Here is an 18,785-nt window from a genome sequence, read left to right on the forward strand (position 1 = left end):
ATTATTCGCCTTCGAATTCAACCAACTTTAAGATTTTGATGCCCATATCAGCAACTCGTTGCTCACCACCCAGCTCAGGTAAAGAAACAACAAATGCCGCATCAGTTGCGTTACCGCCAAGTTTAGCAACTAATTTTGCCGTTGCTTCGATTGTGCCACCTGTAGCCAGTAAGTCATCTACTAGTAACACTTTATCGCCAGGGACAATTGCGTCTGTATGAAGCTCAAGAATATCTTCACCATACTCTAATTGATAACTTTGTGAAATCACTTCGCGAGGAAGTTTGCCTGGTTTACGAACAGGAATGAATGGAATACCTAGTGCGTAAGAAAGTGGTGCACCGAAGATAAAACCACGAGATTCAGTACCGATGATTTTTGTAAAACCTTGGTCTTTATATGCTGCAATAAAGCTGTCGATGGTTGCTTTAAATGCGTCAGCATTAGCCATTAAAGTAGTTACGTCGCGGAACATAATGCCCGGCTTTGGGTAATCAGCGATCGTTGCAATGCTCTGTTTGATGAGCGTTGAAGTTGCTTGAGTCATAATTATACTGCTCAAAAAGTTTATCTAACAAAGCTCGAGAGTATAACATCACCTTAGTAGAAAGTCGGTAGCAAGTTTCGAAATTAATCATTTAACAAGAAATATAAGCTATAAAAAAGGCTGCATAATGCAGCCTATTGTCTTTAATTTGCTTGCGCAGATTAAGATAAAGAAGTGATCCAACCAAGAATAGCGTTTAGACAGCCAATGCCACCGAATACAGCTAAAAACGCAATGAAATAAGTTGCATTGAACGGATCTTTAAAGTCTTTATCATTCGACATAATTACTACCTTTATTTAAGCACGACAAAATAAGGCGCTCATAATAGTCGAACTAAATACATCAATAAAGACTTTTAGCTGATTTTTAAACCAAGGTATTAGAAACCACAATGCCGCGTTCTGCCATTGCACTCAAGGTATTGAGGGCTCCCTGATACAGCTGCTCTTGGCTAAATTGAGGCGCATGCTCTGCAACTGCTTGGCATACATCATTTAAATCGGCACCTGGCTGAGATTCTATGATATTAAGAAGTAATGCTGTCATCGCATTTGTCGATAAAAATTGTACTTCGTCATCGCTATCACGATAGACCACAAAGTAACTGGGTTGTCCTACCGGTTCACTTGGTTGATTATCTGCACTGATGGTATGAACAGGAAAACTGTAACTCAAGTTACGGGCAAGTGAACTTAAGAATAATGCAGAGCTTGTCACTTGATGAGCCGATAAACTGACTTCTTCTGCCACCTCTTGAGCAACCGATACATCAAGCTCAACCCATTCATAGTGCGCTAGCTCTAACATAAACGCGGGATCATCACTTTGCACTTCATAGTCATTAGCAAGAAAAGCCAAAAACTCCCCTGCAATATCTAAAAAATAAGGTGATTTACAATCATGCTGACTAAAAAACTGTCTAACGAGGGCATGCCAAGCTTGCTCTGAATATAAACTTTTTAGTACTGGATACGCAGAGCTAACAAAGCCATCCACATTATTAAAAAATAAGTCGCGGTAAATCGCCATCCGGCGCTCTTCAACATCGCTAGGCTTAGCATGTTGCTGGGGGTCGCGGATATGCGCCATAAACGCTTGCTGTACTTGAGTAAAATGTTCAGGCACTGTGTTTCACCCTTGCTTGGTTTTGCTTGCTCGCTGTTTGCTGCAGTGCTTCAATGGTTTTTAGCTCGGTTAACAACTCACTCATCGGCGGAATATTAAAATCACGCTCTAATAAGGTGGGAAATACGCCATGAACTTCATAAGCTTTTTCAAGCAATTGCCAAACAGGATCGATAACTGGCGCACCATGGGTATCAACCAGTAGATCTTCAGCCTCAGTGTAATGGCCGCAACATGCCCATAGGCAATCCGTTTTGTTGGTAATTCAGCTAGGAATTGCTCAGCGTTATAACCATGATTAATCGAATTAACGTAAATATTATTCACGTCGAGCAGCAGTTTACAATCAGCTTCTTCTAAAACAGCATTAGTAAATTCAAGTTCTGTCATTTGTTGCCCGGGGGCGCCATAGTAAGACACGTTTTCAATAGCAATTGGCTGTTCTAAAATATCTTGTACTTGCCTAATACGAGAAGCAACATGCTTAATAGCATCTTCAGTAAATGGTATAGGCATTAAATCGTACATATGTCCTTCGCCCGAGCAGTAACTTAAGTGCTCGCTGAATAAACGAATATTATGCTCTTTAAAGAAGGTTTTAAGCGATTGCACAAATTCAATATCAAGCGCTGCTGGTGAGCCAATCGATAACGATAAACCATGGCAAACAAAGGCATGTTGTTCGGTAAGCTGTTTAAATTGTTTACCAAAACGCCCCCCAAGCTTTAGCCAGTTTTCAGGTGCAACTTCTAAAAACTCAATAGGTTTAGGAACATCAATGAGCATTTCATCAAGCATTTCTCGGCGCAAACCTAAGCCAATCAGCCCAAAATCAGCTACTGATTCATCTAACATACTACCTCCTACTAAAAAGGGCCTTTACGGCCCTTTTAAAAGCTAAATGAGCGCTTAGTGATTAGAACCACATTTACCTTCGCCACACTTACCTTCTTTAGCTTTCTTTTTGTCTGCGCCACATTTACCTTCGCCGCACTTACCTTCTTTGGCTGCTTTTTTGTCTGCGCCGCATTTACCTTCGCCACACTTACCTTCTTTGGCTGCTTTTTTGTCTGCGCCGCATTTACCTTCGCCACACTTACCTTCTTTGGCTGCTTTTTTATCGCCGCCGCATTTACCTTCGCCGCACTTGCCTTCTTTGGCTGCTTTTTTGTCGCCGCCGCACTTACCTTCACCGCACTTGCCTTCTTTTTCAGCTTTTTTATCGCCGCCACATTTACCTTCACCGCATTTACCTTCTGCGGCATCTAGTTGATAGCCTGCTTGCATTTGCTGAAATTCAAATGGGTTTGCACTCGCATCAGTTGCTACAAAACTTGACGCACCTACTACAACCGCACCTAATGTTAATGCAATTGAATTTTTCTTAACTGTGTTCATTCGATGACTCTCTTTTTTATAAAGGGTTATTAAACAAGACCCGAGAACTAAAAATTACTTTCAAAATTTTTATAATTATTTTCTGAAAGTGCCGAGAATGCAAATTACGATTTATAAAACAATCCAGAAAAGCTAGAATACGCGTCCTAATTTTTGATGAGTTAACAGGTATCATGCGACTAGTTTTAGCACCGATGGAAGGCGTTGTGGATTTTAAAATGCGACAACTCTTAACTGATTTAGGTGGATTTGATTTATGCGTAACAGAGTTTGTTCGTGTCGTTGAAGACACACTGCCCGAACGCGTGTTTCACCGCTATTGTCCTGAGCTAAAAACAGGTGGCTATACCCGTGCAGGTACGCCAGTGCGTATTCAGTTGCTAGGTCAAGTTGCTCATGCTTTGGCAGCAAATGCCGTCAAAGCAATACGCCTAGGCTCCCATGGCATTGACTTAAATTTTGGTTGCCCAGCTAAAACAGTGAACAAAAGTAAAGGTGGTGCGGTACTGTTAAAAGACCCTGAGCACATGTACGAAATTATTAAAGCCGTACGTGATGCTGTTGATCCTTGCCATGAAGTTAGTGCCAAAATTAGGCTTGGTTTTGATGATGATAGTAATAGCCAAGAAATTGTTGATGCTGTTGTTAGCGCGGGTGCTTCAAGTCTTGCTATTCATGCCAGAACTAAAAGAGATGGCTACAACCCTCCGGCATACTGGGAAAAAATCCCGCCGTTGATCAAAGATAAAAATATTTCGGTCGTTGCTAATGGCGAAATTTGGCAAGTTGAAGATGCCATGCTTTGTCAAAAGCGCAGTCATTGCCAAGATTTAATGCTTGGTCGTGGTGCATTAGCGATGCCTGATCTAGCAAAACAAATAAAATCTCATGCAGAAAACGAGCATTACACTCCGATGTTATGGGAGCATGTGATATACCACATTATTCATTCATCTATGCACCAAGACGAGAGCAAATGTGAAAAGTATTTTGCTTCTCGTACTAAGCAATGGCTCGGCTATTTAAAGCGCCAATACCCACAAGCTAACGCACTTTTTGATGAGATCCGCCGCCTAAAAGCCAAAGACGAAGTTGCAGATGTACTAAGAAAGTACGCGAAAGCGCCGAGTATTGATACAAATCATAATTAGCAAATCGATTTTGTTTGATAATACCAGTATTGCCCACTTGGAAGAAAAGCGATGAACAATACTGAAATTCAAACAAAGTTATCTGCGGAACTTGCGCAGGTTCGACAACGTTTACTGGATATGCTGGCTAATTCTGATCAAGCCTATCATCAGCAACTGCTATCGCAACTCAAGGATCATCCCCCTTCAGACTGGTTAGAGCTGACAGCAAATAATCTCGGTTCTGAGTATCAAATATTGATTGCTCGAATAGAAAAGTTAGAAGCAGCACTATGCCAAATCGATATTGGGCAGTATGGCTATTGCTGTGATTGTGAAGAAAAAATTGATGACGAACGTTTACTTGCAGATCCTGCAAGCCAACGCTGTCGGCGATGCGCTCCATAGAGCGCAGCGCTGTACTAATTTATAAAAATAAAGCTCATCGCAGGATAAAGCACGATATCCTCAATTAACCAATCAGCTTGTTGCTGATTTACCCCTAGACGCTTCATCAAACTAACACGTGCTTGCTGTTCACTCCATGTGTGATAATGAATTCCTAAGTCGGTTTCCATCATAACTTGCCAGAAGTATTGCTCATCTTTTGTTAATTTACGCTTACTTTTGAGCGGGTCGAGATAATCAAGCTGCCAATCAAGACCTGTGTGCTGATGACTTTCTACAAAATAGTTCATTACTAATGGTTTAGCGTGAGAGTCTGATACAGGTAATACAAAATCTGCTTTCTGCGATTGCTTTAACGAAGCCTGGATTTCACTTAACCAAGTTAAAGGCGGCTTAGTCTCACCACTAAAGTAATTAAGTTTACTTTGATACCAATCTTTACCATTTGCCAAACCGACTAAACCAAGTTTTGTACGCGGTTTATATTGAGTTAAATATTGATTAAGTTTGTTTAGTGCTGCTTGTACACTGTCATCGCTATTATCAAGGTGCGATTTGACCATATTATGTAAAAGCGTTAATTCGATTTTATTTAATTTCAGATTGCTTTGCTCAGCTGCAATTAGCTGCGTTTCAACTAACTCTAGCCAGTTAGCTAATTCATTTACCGAATAGTCATCTACTAAACGAGCTTGGCTAATAACATCACGTTGTACAGGCCACACAAAGTAACGTTCGGGATAACGCTCAGCAATGATTAAATAGTTCAATTGCGCCTGTTGTGACACATCTAACGTCGTCGTTTTTAGTCCTTGATAAGCCTGATGACGTGCTTGCAAATAACTTTCTGAGAAGGTCAGCTAGCAGCTTCACTTTGCTGTTCTTGAGTCGATAATAAATTATTAATAGTTTGCAGCGCTTGCTGCCCTTCACTAAATGTTTTGAAAGCTGATGTTTGCTCAGAGCAAGCTATCAGCATCACACTTGCGACAACTAATAATACGATCTGTCTTAGCATTTTAAAATTCCATAAAAAAAGCCCCAGAGGGGCTTTTTAATTTAAAACAACATCAATTAGATTTTTACACCGTTACGAGCGGCTTTATCTTTGATGAAGGTCGACCAGCTCTTCGCAAACTTGCGAGTGCGCGGATCGTCCATTGCTTTAGTGATAGCGTTATAAGCTTGCTTATACTTCTCTTGGTAGTAATAAGCTTCAGCTAAATCAGAGTAAATAGTTCCTTTTTTGTCAGAACCTAACTCTATTGCCTTGTTCAAACGAACAACGGCTGCACTATAATTTTGCGATTGTAAAAGTAATGAACCCGCTTTGCGGTAAAGCTCAGCATCATCATCAAATTTAGCCGCTTCTTCATAGTATTTAGCTGCTTTTTCAATATCTTTAGAACGGTGGTAGTTAGATGCCACTGCACTGATATTTTGCTTGTTACGCTTAACTTTTTCTTCGTTGATTGCCTTTTCAAGCACAACTGCTGCTTTGTAAGGGATATCATTTAACGAATAAAAGTTAGAAAGTACTTTGTATTCAACTTCGTTTTCAAAATAGCCATTTTTATAGGCAACTTCCATGGTCGCTAGACCTTTCTTGAAGTCTTCGGTTTGAAGGTAGTATTTACCTAAACCAACCCAGGCTTTTTTGTCTTCAGGTTAAACACGAACAATTTCTTCAGCAACACCTACCATATTTTTGTACTGTTTAAGTTCAAAATAGGCAGCTAGCTTTAATTGGTAAGCAGCCTTTGCAGGTTCTTTTGCCAATTCAATTGCTTTGTTTGCAGCAGGAAGTACGTCTTTGAAAAGTTTTAACTCGTAGTTTGCTTGCGCAATACGTGTATAAACCTTGTCGTCTTCCTCACCTGTGAAGTCCATCCAAGCTGCATAAGCTTCTTTCGCTTTTGCATATTGCTCAGTACCCGCGTACATATCACCTAGAAGTTTTAAGCCTTGCTCTTGGTCAGCAAAATTTAAAACGTCAGGTTGAACTGCAGCTGCGATATGCTTGATAGCCAATTGATACTGCTCTTTTTGAGCGTACATTTGACCTAAGTAACGATCGACTGTTGCCTTATCAAATTCATCCGAAGGATCGATTTCTTTAAGTAACGCAATCGCTTCATCAAGCTTCTCTTCATTGTACAAATCAAACGCTTTAATAACTTTTTTACCAACGCGCTCGCCCATTACTTTAGTTTTTGCTTTTTTACGCGCTTCAATCTTCGCGTAATCTGGCGCTGCTAAAGCAGGTGCAGTGAAAGCTACACCTGATAGAGACATAAGAAGCGCAAGTGCAGTTACTTTAGATAAATTTCTCATTACTCGCCTCCTTAGTTACCTTGGTTAAGTTTAAAGTCTAGTTGTACTTGAAGACCAAATTGCTTCTGTGGTTTGCCGTCAATGATTTTCGGACGGTACTTCCACTTACGTAGCGCACGTTTAGCTTCGCGGTCGAAGATACGTTTAGGATCGGCGTCGATCACTTCAACATCTTCTACACCACCCACTTCATTGATAGTGAATGAAAGTTGTACCCAACCTTCTTTACCATCACGCGCTGCTTGCGTAGGGTATTTTGGTTCAATACGAACGATAGGTGTCGCGTCACCATCACGTCCAAATGCACCTGGACCACTTAGGTCACCAGCTGTGCTACCCACATCGATGCTTGGCATATTAAATGACAAACCACCAGTGTTAGGGTTGCTGTTTTCCGGCTGAGGCGGCTGCGGTTTAGGCGGCTGCTTTGGCGGTGGCGGAGGCGGAGGCGGAACACGCTTCCTCTCCTGCACCTTAGATTCAGGCGGATTCGTCATAATTTCGACTACGATCTGTTCTTTTTGTTCAGTCGCACGGTCAGCTCCACCGGAGATGAGGTACGCCATGAAGTAGAACAAGCCGAAAGTAACTGCCCCACCTGCAATCAGTGAAAACAGAAAACGAATCATTACTGATCTCCAGCTATTGAAATTTTAAGGTTATCACCCGTCGCTTTGATCTGGTCCATAACTTTAACTACTACGCCGTGTTTTGCTTCTTTATCAGCTTGCAAAATTACAACTTCAGTAGGTTGTTCTGCTAATAAACTTTCAAGTTTAGCTGATACACGCTCAACGTCTACTTGTTGTTTATCAATCCAGATCGCACCGTCAGCGCGGATAGCAACAAAAATGTTTGCATTTTTTTGCTTCGTAGCTGCAGCTGCTTTAGGTTTATTGACTTCGATACCAGCCTCTTTAACGAACGATGTAGTTACGATAAAGAAAATAAGCATGATAAATACGATGTCAAGCATTGGCGTCATGTCAACCGCTGCTTCTTCTTCTTCACGAAAACGTTGTTTACGTGCCATATTTAATTCTCTCTCTAGTGATGAGGCATGCTATCTACAAGTTTAGCTTTCGCCATTCTCGCTCTCGCTTCAAGACGTGAGCTAAAGAATACTCCAGATAGTGCCGCAACCATTCCAGCCATTGTTGGGATTGTTGCCATTGAAATACCTGATGCCATTAAACGTGCGTTACCAGTACCTTGAGTAGCCATGGTTTCGAAAACCGCGATCATACCCGTTACAGTACCTAATAAGCCGATTAAAGGACAAACAGCTACTAATGTCTTAATCAACAACATACGCTGATCTAATTTTTCAGACGCTTCAGAAATCCATGCTTCACGGATTCTGTGTGCGTACCAAGACGTAGTGTCTTGGCGGGCATCCCACTGAGCTACAATGTTCTTCGTCATACGAGGAAACTCAGCTAGTAGGAACCAATAGCGCTCAATCATTAAAACCCACATAAGAAAGAGTGCTATCGCGACCACGTATAATACCTGGTCGCCTGTGCCAACAAAATCCCTGATAGATTCCCAGATCTCCATCAGGACTAGCATTAGGCTTTCTCCTTCTCCGCGTGAGCAGCGATGATACCAGCGCTTTGCTCATCAAGGACATGTAGAACCGACTTACTACGACCCGCAACAATTGAGTGAAGTAGGATAAGTGGTAGAGCTGCAATTAGACCTAACGCTGTAGTTACAAGTGCTAGAGAGATATTACCAGCCATGATCTTCGGATCACCTGTACCGAACAATGTGATTGTTTGGAACGTAAGGATCATACCGATTACCGTACCTAGTAGACCTAGTAATGGAGCGATTGCTGCCAAGATCTTGATGATGTTGATACCAGCTTCGATGCGAGGCGTTTCACGTAGGATTGCTTCGTCAAGTTTAAGCTCAAGGTTTTCAACGTCTTGATTCTTGTTGTCAGCGTAAACCTTAAGAATACGACCCAGTGGGTTGTTTGTATTCGGAGTAGAAAGGTTCTTAAGCTGGCTCTTAATCTTAGTGCTAGTAAGCGCAAGATCAATGAAACGAACGATGAAGATAAGTAGACCAACAACTAATAATAGTGTGATGATGTAACCTACTTCAGCACCTTGCTCGTAGTATTCCATTAGTGATTTCTTCTGCGTGTTGATACGTAAGATCGCGCCACGAGTCGGGTCGATGTATACGCCAGCGTAGTTATCTGCAGAAGTACCTTCTAAATCGCTGATACCCGCTAGGATGTAGCTATCAGGTTGCTTACCTAGAGGTTGAATCGCTTTAGTTTCTGGAGAATAGATTAAATAACCGTCGTCAGTTACTAAGTTGAAGTTACCGATACGCGTTACTTTCTTCACAGAAGATGAACCGTCAAGACCTGCAACTTCAGTTTCGAAAGTTGAAACTTTAGCAGACTCAGTCATTTCAGTTTGAAGAGAAATCCAAAGCTCTTCTAGTTCACGAACAGTTGGAAGTTCTTTCGCAGCAGCTAGTGAGCGAAGTACTTCAGCACGTCCTGGTTTTTCAGCAGAAACAAGTGATGCTTCGATTGAACCGATTGCATCAGCAGCTGCACGACGTACAACACCGAACATCTCACCTAAAGTACCTTGAGCATTTAAAAGAGCTTGCTCTTTTTCTGCTAAAGTATTTTCGTTTTGAGCATATTCTTTAGCTAAACGGTCACCACGTGCTTTTTCAGCAGCTAGGTCGCTTTTAGCTTTGTTAAGTAACGCTTGCTTGTCAGCACGAGCTGAAAGGAACTCTTGTTCACGTTGCTTATTTAATTTGCCTTCAGAGATACGTTCTTGCTTAACTTGCTCAAGAATTTTGTCTAAAGCATCAGTGTTTGCGTGTGCATTAAGCGCGGTACCTGCAGAAACAGATAGTACTGCTGCAACAGCAAAACCTTTAAATAGTTTCTTCATTATTGATTACTCCGCGCCAAAAATTGGTAGTTTAACAAGTTCTAATGTCGCTTGTTTACGCGCCATACGGATAACTTCTTTAACAGGTTTTAGGTATTCTTCACCTAATTCTTTCCACTGTTTAGTGTTGTTATCCCACACCCACGCGTGCTTAAGGTCAAAAGACTGAGCTACGTAAGTGATACGACCTAAACGACCGAAGTCAACGTTGATGCTCTTACCATCGATCTCAAGAGTACCTTGAGAAGCAGTTACAGCTGAGCTGTATGCAGTTTCAACAGTGTAAGCTTCAAGAACTTGGCGGAATTTTTCAGATGTAGTAACTGAAGCTGACGCCATGATGTCACGAAGTCTTTCAACACGTGCTAGACGGTTTTCAAGATTGAACGGAACGTCCGCTTTGATGAATTGCTCAAGCGTATCGATCATGCGATACATCAAAGGCACAACGTTTTGTTTCGTGTTATCGATAGTTGCGATTTGACGGTCAAACGATTCGATTGAAGCGTTTTGGTCAGCGACCAAACGTGCTACGTGATCGTTGTAAACCTTCATTAGCTCAGTTTCGTCAACAACGCTACGGTACTCAGCGATTAGCTCTTGAGTTTGACCATATACATTGTCAATTTTAGTTTGAGACTTAACAGCAGCCTTTTGAATTTGTTGACCTGCATCTTGCACATCTTTCAAAGGATCTGCAATCACATTGCTGCTTGCAAATGCAAAAGCGCCAACCAACGCTGATGCTACAAGACTCTTTCTGATTTTAACAGACATAGTTCCCAACCAATTAAGTAATGTTACTTTTATAATTTAATTACCCTCCGAAGAGGACAACCCTGATATCTTTTAATAGATATCAACCCTCCAATAATGCTAAATGCATCTGAGTCTGTCAACTTGATGTTCGGCTTTCATCGGAAAAATTTGGTGACTCGTCGTTGATATGAAAATAACCAAAACAACGAATTAACAAAAATATAACAGTCACACATCTGTAAGGCTTCTATAGCCCTTTAGTAACAATCATCACATTCATATTCCGTTCAAACTTAAACATAAATGTAACATTTATTGAAATCAAAAAGCGGTAAAGAAAAATGAAAAAAAAATTCAGTTTTTTCATCTAAAAAATCTAATTAGAAGAATTTTTATGCATTTACAGGCAGGGAATGTTTAATAAGCAAGCAAACTGCTTACTAAACATTAAACGGGATTTAATCTTGACTTATAACTGCCGCCATTAGAACACGGCGCGGTCTTTTACTAGCTTAGCTAATGAGATAACTGAATCAACCTCAAGCTTTTCAAATATTTTTGTTTTGTAAGTACTGACGGTCTTGTTACTGATGAAAAGTTTTTCACCAATGTCTTTATTCGATAGCCCTTGCAATAGGTAATTCATTACGGCGAGTTCACGCTCAGTGAGTAACTCGTCAATGTCTTTTTCAGAAGCAATTAAATGCTCTTGCGGAAAAAAGGTGTAACCACGCAAGATCATTTCAACTGCAGAAGAAATATCTTCAAGGCTTTCAGCTTTGTTAACGAAGCCTTGCGCTCCCAACTTTGCTGCAGTGCGTATAATATGCTTATCTTGCTTAGCTGATAAGAATAACACTTTGCCAGTAAACCCTGCACTAACAGCCCGCTTGTATAAGCTAAAACCATCTGAGTCTTCTAACTCAATATCTAATATAGCTAACGCTACATTATTAGCTTTTAAAAATTGTAGTGCTTCTTTTTGACTTCCAACAGCTTGAACTTCGTTAACTAAGGTCGATTTGGATAAAACCATTTTAATTGCTGTTGCCACCATCGGGTGATCGTCTACCAAAAGTATATTATTTCCTATGCTCATCAATTAGCAAACCTTCATTATATCTATCAAACGAGTATTTTATTGCTCATTTAAATTACCGCTGTCTTATATATCACTAAGTTTAGCGGGAAATTCAGATGTTGGTAAAAAAATCTACAATCTCTGAAAATGAGTACTAAATTTTCTCGTTAGATCAAATTCTTCACTTACACAACAATCAATGTCATGTTTAATTAACTAAGTCTAAGAGCATATAGTACTTTAGATACCGAGAGTAGCTTTAAAGGAATAGTTGAGAAAGTTCTAGAAGAATTACCTATTAAAAAAGGCTAACACAATACTTTAGGTTTAAATAGGTTTAGGTACAACTGTATGATATTTGGGGAGTAAATGAATTTTGGTGAAACAGAAACTGTTTCACCAAAATGCTTAGGTTCACATAATAAATTATGCTACTTCTACGTTCTCAGCTTCAGGGACCTTTTGACCTTGTTTGATGCCGAAAGATACTTGCTGGCCTTCGCTTAGAGTGCGGAAGCCTGTACCTGTGATAGCGCTGAAGTGTACGAATACATCAGGGCCATTTTCTTGTTCAATGAAACCGAAACCTTTAGCTTCGTTGAAGAACTTAACTTTACCAGTAACCGTGTTTGACATACCAAATTTTCCTGTAAGTCAATTATTAAAATTCAGCCATAATGGCTCTATCCTCCCTGAGTGAATGCCCAATAAACTTGGGGTAAAGTACAGGAAGAACCAATAACCAAACCGGTAACCGTACAGCCGCACATTATCCGTAAATTCAATACGCAAAAACTCAAAGCAATTTAAGACTAACACATTAAATAGCTTTTAGCTCTATTAATCGAAAATAATTTTAAGGTCAACCGCTCAAACAAAAATATATGACAGTACTATTTATAAACAATTAATTATAAATGAAAAAAGCCCATCAAATAGATGGGCTTTTTATTCTCGATTTAGACCTTGCTAAAACTTACTTAACTTGCCAGTCCATTTGTGCTTCTGCTTTGATTGGCACCACTTCTGAATCGCCTAGTTTATAGCTGGCTGGTACTGTCCAGCTCTCTTTTACTAGTGTAATGGTATCTTGGTTTCGAGGCATACCGTAAAAGTCAGGACCGAAGTGACTCGCGAAACCTTCAAGCTTGTCTAAAGCACCTGCTTCTTCAAACGCTTCAGCATAAAGCTCAATAGCTGCATGTGCAGTATATGCACCAGCACAACCACAGGCCGCTTCTTTTTTGTCTTTGTAATGTGGTGCAGAATCAGTACCTAAGAAGAACTTTTTGCTACCGCTTGTTGCAGCACCAATTAGCGCTTGCTGGTGAATGTTACGCTTTAGAATAGGTAAGCAGTAATAATGCGGGCGAATACCACCTGCTAGCATATGATTACGGTTATAAAGAAGGTGATGAGCAGTAATGGTTGCAGCAACATTCTCTGGTGCATTATTAACAAACTCTACTGCATCTTTCGTGGTGATGTGCTCAAGCACAATTTTAAGACTCGGGAAGTCATTTACTACATCCGCTAAAATTGTATCTAAGAAGACCTTCTCACGGTCAAAAATATCAATTGATGAATCGGTTACTTCACCATGTACTAACAGTAACATCCCTACTTCTTGCATTGCCTCAAGTACAGGGTAAATATTCTTAACTGATGTCACACCAGAATCTGAGTTGGTCGTCGCGCCAGCTGGGTACAGTTTAGCAGCAACAATTTTACCTGTTGCCTTAGCTTTTTTAATTTCTTCTGGCGTAGTTTTATCTGTTAGGTAAAGCACCATTAATGGTTCGAAGTTACCTTGTGATCGCAGCTTTAATTCGCTCATAGTAAGATAATGCAGTGTCTGTACAAGTTGCCGGTGGAACAAGGTTAGGCATGATGATTGCTCGCCCCATGTAACGGCTTGCATCACGAACGGTATCAACGAGTTGCTCACCATCACGTAAATGAATGTGCCAATCATCTGGGCGTGTAATTGTTAGAGTTTGCATCGAATTTAAATCTGACATTGCTTGTTTCCACGGCTAAAGTTAGGGGGATAGCATAAACATTGAGCAAATAACCTCGCTTATTTACCCAAGCTCATTTTCAGGTGCCTAGTTTACACCAGTATACGTTTTTTTTGAAAATAACTTTGTGGATAGTTTGATAGTAGGTTAACGTAATAAATTAATACAACATTTTGGTTACCTTTTATTCTATGCCTAAGAGTTTAGACACGGCTTTTGCACTTGAAGTCAAAACAGACCAATTACATATTATTAATCAGTTCTCATCATCTCTAATGCAGTTAGATACAGTTGAAGAGTTACTCGAATATGTTACATCAGAGGTAGTGAGCCGCCTGGGCTTTATAGAGTGTGTCATTTACCTAGCAGACGATAAAACACGTACCCTAAAAGAAATGGCGTCTATTGGCACGGCAAGTAGCCATGATACTTACCATATCGACCGAACAGAAATTAGCTTTGATCAAGGTATTACGGGTTATGTCGCAAGCACTGGCAAACCCTTAATGATTGGCGATGTCAGTCAAGACCCGCGTTATATTGCTGATTCTCGCCCTGCGTTATCTGAGCTTTGCGTACCATTAGTTTACAAAGAAAAAGTACTGGGTGTCATTGACTGTGAGCACCCGCAAAAACATTACTACAATGATACGCATTTAGAGATTTTATCAACTGTCGCCCACTTACTCAGTGCCAAGATAAATCAAGTTCGCACCGTAGAAGACTTACAGCAAACTGTGATGCAGTTAAACGATGCACAAAAGCTAGAACGCTCGATGCTGCAAATCGCTAACTTAACCTATCAATCAAGCGAGCTAGATAGCTTCTTTGAATCTTTACACGGCATTATTACCTCTTTACTGAGGGCTGATAACTTCTTTATTGGCCTGTATGACAAGCAACTCGATGTGCTTGATTTAGTTTATATTATCGAAGAAGGCGTGCGTTCTAACGCCCATAAGAAAATATCGAAAGAACAACTAAAAGACACCGCATCTTATTATTTATTAAACATCGACCAATCTTTACTTTTTACGAAAGAAGAATTTCAACAACACATTGATGCGGGTCATTTTAAAATGGTTGGTCGTCAGGCCGAGTCTTGGCTAGGGGTGCCATTTAAAGTAAATGAGCGTATTAGTGGTGTTATCGCCGTACAAAGTTACAGTAAAAGCTATCACTATGACGAACATGACCGTGCCTTACTCACGTATGTGAGCCGCCAAATTAGCATGGCGATAGACCGCCAATTATCAAGACAAGAGCTTGAGCACCGAGCTCTTCACGACGAATTAACCGGCCTTGCTAACCGCTCGTTATTAATAGAGCGTATTAAACATGCGATCCTTCGTCTGGCAAGAGCAGATAAGCGCCACCAACATGCCCTGCTCTATCTAGACTTTGACCGTTTTAAAAGTATCAATGATTCATTAGGTCATGAGGTTGGTGACCACTTTTTGGTCAAAATCTGTGAGTTAATCTTAGGTACCATCCGCAATACCGATACCTTTGCCCGCTTAGGGGGCGATGAGTTTGCCATTTTTATGGAGAACATCACCGATAAACAACAAATTAAAGATGCCCTTGAACGAATTCAACAGGTTCTCGCTGAGCCTCTTGATATTGATGGCCACTTACTTCAGGCATCCACAAGTATTGGTGTTGCGTTTTGTGAAAGTAGTCGCGATCAAGCTTATAAGCTATTACAGCATGCTGATGCTGCAATGTACGAGGCGAAGTCATCAGGCCGCGGTAAAGTTAAGTTTTTTAACAATACCATGCGTAAAAAGCTCAAAAATCATGCGGATATAGAAAATGATTTACAGCATGGTATTGAACATGACGACTTTGAACTTTACTACCAGCCAATTTTTACCATTCAAGATGCACAGGTTGTCGGCTTTGAGGCGCTTGTGCGTTGGCACCACCCAAGTAAAGGCTTTGTCTCGCCAAATGATTTTATACCCGTTGCAGAAGACACAGGCCAAATTATTAACTTAGATTTACACTTGCTTGAACTCGCGGCAAAGCAAATCGCACTGTGGGCAAGTAAAGGTAAAGCGTTTGGCCGAATTACCGTGAATGTGTCATCACGTCATTTTGCAAGTCTCGACTTCGTCGCGCAAATCCATGCTTTGTACTCTAAATACAAACTCCCTTTAGGCTCGCTGTGCTTAGAAATCACTGAATCTGGGCTAATTGGTAATTTAGAGCTAGCAACAAAAATTATTAAAGGCCTTGAGCCTCTTGAAGTTAAACTGTGCTTAGATGATTTTGGTACTGGCTACTCAGCGCTTGGTTATTTACACCAATTACCTATCCATATTTTAAAAATCGATAAAAGCTTTATCGATCATTTAAATAAAGCACACAACCCCTTGGTGGATGCCATATTATCGTTAGCACAGTCGTTAAAGCTCGATGTTGTTGCGGAAGGGATTGAAACAGAAAAACAATTGGCAATCTTAAAACAAACTCAATGTAAGTTTGGTCAAGGCTTCTTAAAAGCGAAACCCATGCCAGCCAGCGAAGCAGAAAAAGTCATCACTCACGGATTGGTATAAGCTAAGATAAAAAAGCCTTGCAAATGCAAGGCTTTAATTATTTCAACTTGGCAAGAAGTTACAGCTCGCCGGGGGAGAAGTTATCAACGGCTATCGCTTGTTTACGTAGCTCATTGGCTTGATTCATACGCTCTGCAACGGTTTCGTTTATCAAGTTTTTCTCTGCTGCTGCGGCAATTGCGCCCTCAAGTTCAAGGTTTTTGGCAATAGTGCCTTCTTTTTGCCATTTACGAAGCTGCTTAAAGTCTTCATGGGTGTCAATCATGGCTAAAAAGGCATTTTCCATGACACCCGTGCCTGCATTTTCATCAACATAACAAAGATGGGTTAATCTGTCTCTAAAGACCCCTGGTTTGCTCATGTGCTCACACATTGTTTGTGCTAACTCATCGCTTGGACGGTGGTAATGATTACCCAGAGGGAACACAATACGTTTTAGTAAAAAATTAACCACTGGGTTAGAGAAGTTTTTAAAGAAGCCATCGAATGCTTGACCAATGCAGAATAACGAATGCTCAACGGCATATTGCACAAATGGTAGGTCAGCTTGCTGACGCCCTTCATCTTCATAACGTTTCAATACACATGAAGCAAGGTATAAATGGCTAAGCACGTCACCTAAACGTGCCGAAATCATCTCTTTGCGTTTTAACTCACCGCCTAATACTAGCATCGCAACGTCAGTACAAAATGCTAAACCACGACTCATGCGACTTAACTGTTTATAGTAACCAGTGGTTGCGCCACAGACAGGGGCTTTAGCGAAGTAACTTCGCGTTAAACCGTGCACAAATGCCATACCTGCATTACTGCCTGCAAATAAAATATGTTGCAGCAGTAATGAGTCAAACTCTTTTAAAGCAACATCTTGGTCTTCCATTGCTGCTGCTTCCATTTCTTTTAAAACAAACGGATGACAACGGGTAGCGCCTTGACCAAATATCATCAAGTTACGAGTCAGAATATTTGCACCTTCAACGGTAATCGATACCGGGATCCCCATGTAGCCATGGGCTAAATAGTTATTCGGCCCGACTTGAATACCCTTACCCGAATGAATATCCATCGCGTCGTTCATTACAGTACGGCCCATTTCAGTCATATGATACTTAGCTATAGCGGTAACCACAGACGGACTCAATTTTAAGTCTATCGCCCCTGCGGTCATTAACCTTGCTGATTCTAAGGTGTAAGTTAAACCACCAATGCGAGCGAGTGCTTCTTGAACACCTTCAAATTGGCCAATCGACACACCAAATTGTTGGCGTACGGTTGCATAGGCAGATGTCATTCTTGAAGCCAAATGACCTGTTGCCGTACTAAGTGCCGGTAACGAAATACCGCGACCCGCACTTAAACATTCAACTAACATACGCCAACCTCTACCTGCGCCCTTTTCGCCACCAATGATCCAATCAAGCGGAATAAACACATCTTTACCGTACGTTGTGCCATTCATAAAGGCCATATTTAACGGATAATGACGTTCACCTGTTTGCACACCTTCGTGATCAGTCGGAATAAGTGCACACGTAATACCAAGTTCTTTTTTATCACCCAATAAACCTTCAGGATCGTACATTTTAAATGCAAGACCCAGCACGGTGGCAATTGGCGCAAGGGTAATATAACGTTTTGACCAGTTAAGTTTTAAACCAATCACTTCTTCACCGTTATGCATGCCCTTACAAACCACCCCTGTATCAGGAATACTGCCTGCATCAGACCCAGCCTCAGGGCCCGTTAATGCAAAACAAGGCACATCATCGCCCTTAGCTAGGCTTGGCAACCAACGCTCTTGTTGCTCTTTGGTACCGTAATGAAGAAGCAATTCGCCAGGACCTAAGCTATTTGGCACCATAACGGTGACCGCAGCGGTTAAGCTCTTAGTGGCAATTTTCGATACAATGGTTGAATTAGCAATGGCTGAAAACTCTCGGCCACCAAATTCTTCAGGAATGATTAGTGCAAAAAATCCTTCTTTTTTTAGGTAGTCCCACACTTCTTTTGGTAGGTCTTTATCTTTTTGCACGATTTGATAATCATCAAGCATGGCTAGCAAAGTTTCGACTTGCTCACCCATAAATGCGCGCTCTTTTTCGCTGAGTTCAGGTTTAGGAAAACGATGCAGCTTTAGCCAATCAGGGTTACCACTGAATAACTCACCGTCCCACCAAACATCACCCGCTTCCATAGCTTCACGTTCTGTTTGCGATAACGGCGGCAAAACTTTTTTAAATAGTCTAAACGTAGGTCGTGTGACAAGATTGATGCGAATGTCTTTCACAGCAAAAATTACAATCACAGCAACTAGTAACAGAATGATTACGGTCGTCATTGTGCAATCCTTTTATTTTATTTAACTGGTTCAAGTATGACTGATCGTGCCATAAATACAACGTAAGCAGCGCTTACTTAGCTTGTTTTCAACTAGGCAGTTTGTTGTTTACTAAGACACTGCTATTATGCATGGGCAATA

General features: G+C 40.9%; 17 protein-coding genes and 3 pseudogenes. 3 read left to right on the top strand and 17 right to left on the bottom strand.

Features of this window, described 5'->3' with window-relative positions; translation table 11 throughout:
• Window position 1: 1 nt before the first annotated feature.
• The 5 genes and pseudogenes from apt to ACRWSG_RS02015 all read right to left on the bottom strand — a co-directional run bounded on the left by apt (window position 2) and on the right by ACRWSG_RS02015 (window position 3,073).
• On the bottom strand, window positions 2-547 hold the full coding sequence (gene apt / locus ACRWSG_RS01995) for an adenine phosphoribosyltransferase (protein WP_054551549.1): 546 nt from the start codon (window positions 545-547) through the stop codon (window positions 2-4).
• Window positions 548-708: 161 nt separating this feature from the next.
• Window positions 709-831, bottom strand: a complete 123-nt coding sequence (locus ACRWSG_RS02000; RefSeq protein WP_254907726.1) for a hypothetical protein — start codon at window positions 829-831, stop codon at window positions 709-711.
• A gap of 85 nt (window positions 832-916) precedes the next feature.
• Window positions 917-1,675, bottom strand: a complete 759-nt coding sequence (locus ACRWSG_RS02005; protein ID WP_283235066.1) for an HvfC family RiPP maturation protein — start codon at window positions 1,673-1,675, stop codon at window positions 917-919.
• Window positions 1,668-2,530 (bottom strand): annotated as a pseudogene (locus tag ACRWSG_RS02010) (HvfB family MNIO-type RiPP peptide maturase). Before ACRWSG_RS02010 ends, ACRWSG_RS02005 begins: the two are co-directional and overlap by 8 nt.
• Before the next feature lie 54 nt (window positions 2,531-2,584).
• Window positions 2,585-3,073 carry an HvfA family oxazolone/thioamide-modified RiPP metallophore gene (locus tag ACRWSG_RS02015; RefSeq protein ID WP_199530116.1) on the bottom strand — a complete coding sequence of 163 codons (489 nt, stop codon included), beginning with the start codon at window positions 3,071-3,073 and terminating at the stop codon, window positions 2,585-2,587.
• Window positions 3,074-3,246: 173 nt separating this feature from the next.
• Here ACRWSG_RS02015 and ACRWSG_RS02020 point away from each other — a divergent pair, with 173 nt between their 5' ends.
• Together ACRWSG_RS02020 and ACRWSG_RS02025 are read left to right on the top strand one after the other, a co-directional pair.
• Window positions 3,247-4,224: a tRNA-dihydrouridine synthase gene (locus ACRWSG_RS02020; protein ID WP_187490784.1), complete on the top strand. Its 978-nt coding sequence runs from the start codon at window positions 3,247-3,249 to the stop codon at window positions 4,222-4,224.
• A 51-nt stretch (window positions 4,225-4,275) separates the two neighbouring features.
• Window positions 4,276-4,611: a TraR/DksA family transcriptional regulator gene (locus tag ACRWSG_RS02025; protein WP_054551553.1), complete on the top strand. Its 336-nt coding sequence runs from the start codon at window positions 4,276-4,278 to the stop codon at window positions 4,609-4,611.
• Between the two features lie 14 nt (window positions 4,612-4,625).
• Here ACRWSG_RS02025 and ACRWSG_RS02030 read toward each other — a convergent pair whose 3' ends face one another.
• The 11 genes and pseudogenes from ACRWSG_RS02030 to pyrC all read right to left on the bottom strand — a co-directional run bounded on the left by ACRWSG_RS02030 (window position 4,626) and on the right by pyrC (window position 13,742).
• Window positions 4,626-5,450 carry a hypothetical protein gene (locus ACRWSG_RS02030; RefSeq protein ID WP_462165479.1) on the bottom strand — a complete coding sequence of 275 codons (825 nt, stop codon included), beginning with the start codon at window positions 5,448-5,450 and terminating at the stop codon, window positions 4,626-4,628.
• Between the two features lie 17 nt (window positions 5,451-5,467).
• Window positions 5,468-5,629, bottom strand: a complete 162-nt coding sequence (locus ACRWSG_RS02035) for a hypothetical protein (RefSeq protein WP_462165480.1) — start codon at window positions 5,627-5,629, stop codon at window positions 5,468-5,470.
• A 56-nt stretch (window positions 5,630-5,685) separates the two neighbouring features.
• Window positions 5,686-6,945 (bottom strand): annotated as a pseudogene (locus ACRWSG_RS02040) (tetratricopeptide repeat protein).
• Window positions 6,946-6,956: 11 nt separating this feature from the next.
• Entirely contained in the window at window positions 6,957-7,574 is a 618-nt protein-coding gene (locus ACRWSG_RS02045; RefSeq protein WP_462165481.1) for an energy transducer TonB, read from the bottom strand.
• Window positions 7,574-7,978, bottom strand: coding sequence for an ExbD/TolR family protein (locus ACRWSG_RS02050; RefSeq protein WP_054551557.1), 405 nt, complete (start codon window positions 7,976-7,978; stop codon window positions 7,574-7,576). Before ACRWSG_RS02050 ends, ACRWSG_RS02045 begins: the two co-directional genes overlap by 1 nt.
• Window positions 7,979-7,992: 14 nt before the next feature.
• On the bottom strand, window positions 7,993-8,517 hold the full coding sequence (locus ACRWSG_RS02055; protein ID WP_462165483.1) for a MotA/TolQ/ExbB proton channel family protein: 525 nt from the start codon (window positions 8,515-8,517) through the stop codon (window positions 7,993-7,995).
• The gene (locus ACRWSG_RS02060) at window positions 8,517-9,881 is read right to left on the bottom strand and encodes a MotA/TolQ/ExbB proton channel family protein (RefSeq protein WP_054551559.1); all 1,365 of its coding nucleotides are present in this window, start codon (window positions 9,879-9,881) and stop codon (window positions 8,517-8,519) included. Before ACRWSG_RS02060 ends, ACRWSG_RS02055 begins: the two co-directional genes overlap by 1 nt.
• Before the next feature lie 6 nt (window positions 9,882-9,887).
• A complete protein-coding gene (locus ACRWSG_RS02065; RefSeq protein WP_054551560.1) occupies window positions 9,888-10,658 on the bottom strand; it encodes a DUF3450 domain-containing protein in 771 nt (256 codons plus the stop codon).
• A 466-nt stretch (window positions 10,659-11,124) separates the two neighbouring features.
• Window positions 11,125-11,715 (bottom strand): response regulator transcription factor, encoded by a 591-nt coding sequence (locus ACRWSG_RS02070; RefSeq protein WP_161804338.1) that lies wholly within the window; start codon window positions 11,713-11,715, stop codon window positions 11,125-11,127.
• 432 nt (window positions 11,716-12,147) lie between these two features.
• Window positions 12,148-12,357 (bottom strand): cold-shock protein, encoded by a 210-nt coding sequence (locus ACRWSG_RS02075; RefSeq protein ID WP_462165484.1) that lies wholly within the window; start codon window positions 12,355-12,357, stop codon window positions 12,148-12,150.
• A gap of 340 nt (window positions 12,358-12,697) precedes the next feature.
• Window positions 12,698-13,742: pseudogene (gene pyrC, locus ACRWSG_RS02080) on the bottom strand (dihydroorotase).
• Window positions 13,743-13,933: 191 nt separating this feature from the next.
• Here pyrC and ACRWSG_RS02085 point away from each other — a divergent pair.
• Window positions 13,934-16,306 carry an EAL domain-containing protein gene (locus ACRWSG_RS02085; RefSeq protein WP_138601658.1) on the top strand — a complete coding sequence of 791 codons (2,373 nt, stop codon included), beginning with the start codon at window positions 13,934-13,936 and terminating at the stop codon, window positions 16,304-16,306.
• 58 nt (window positions 16,307-16,364) lie between these two features.
• On the opposite strand, the gene ACRWSG_RS02090 is transcribed toward ACRWSG_RS02085, so the two are convergent.
• Window positions 16,365-18,644 carry an acyl-CoA dehydrogenase gene (locus ACRWSG_RS02090; protein WP_462165485.1) on the bottom strand — a complete coding sequence of 760 codons (2,280 nt, stop codon included), beginning with the start codon at window positions 18,642-18,644 and terminating at the stop codon, window positions 16,365-16,367.
• Between the last annotated feature and the right edge of the window lie 141 nt (window positions 18,645-18,785).

It is taken from the genome of Pseudoalteromonas sp. GB43 (assembly GCF_054923805.1).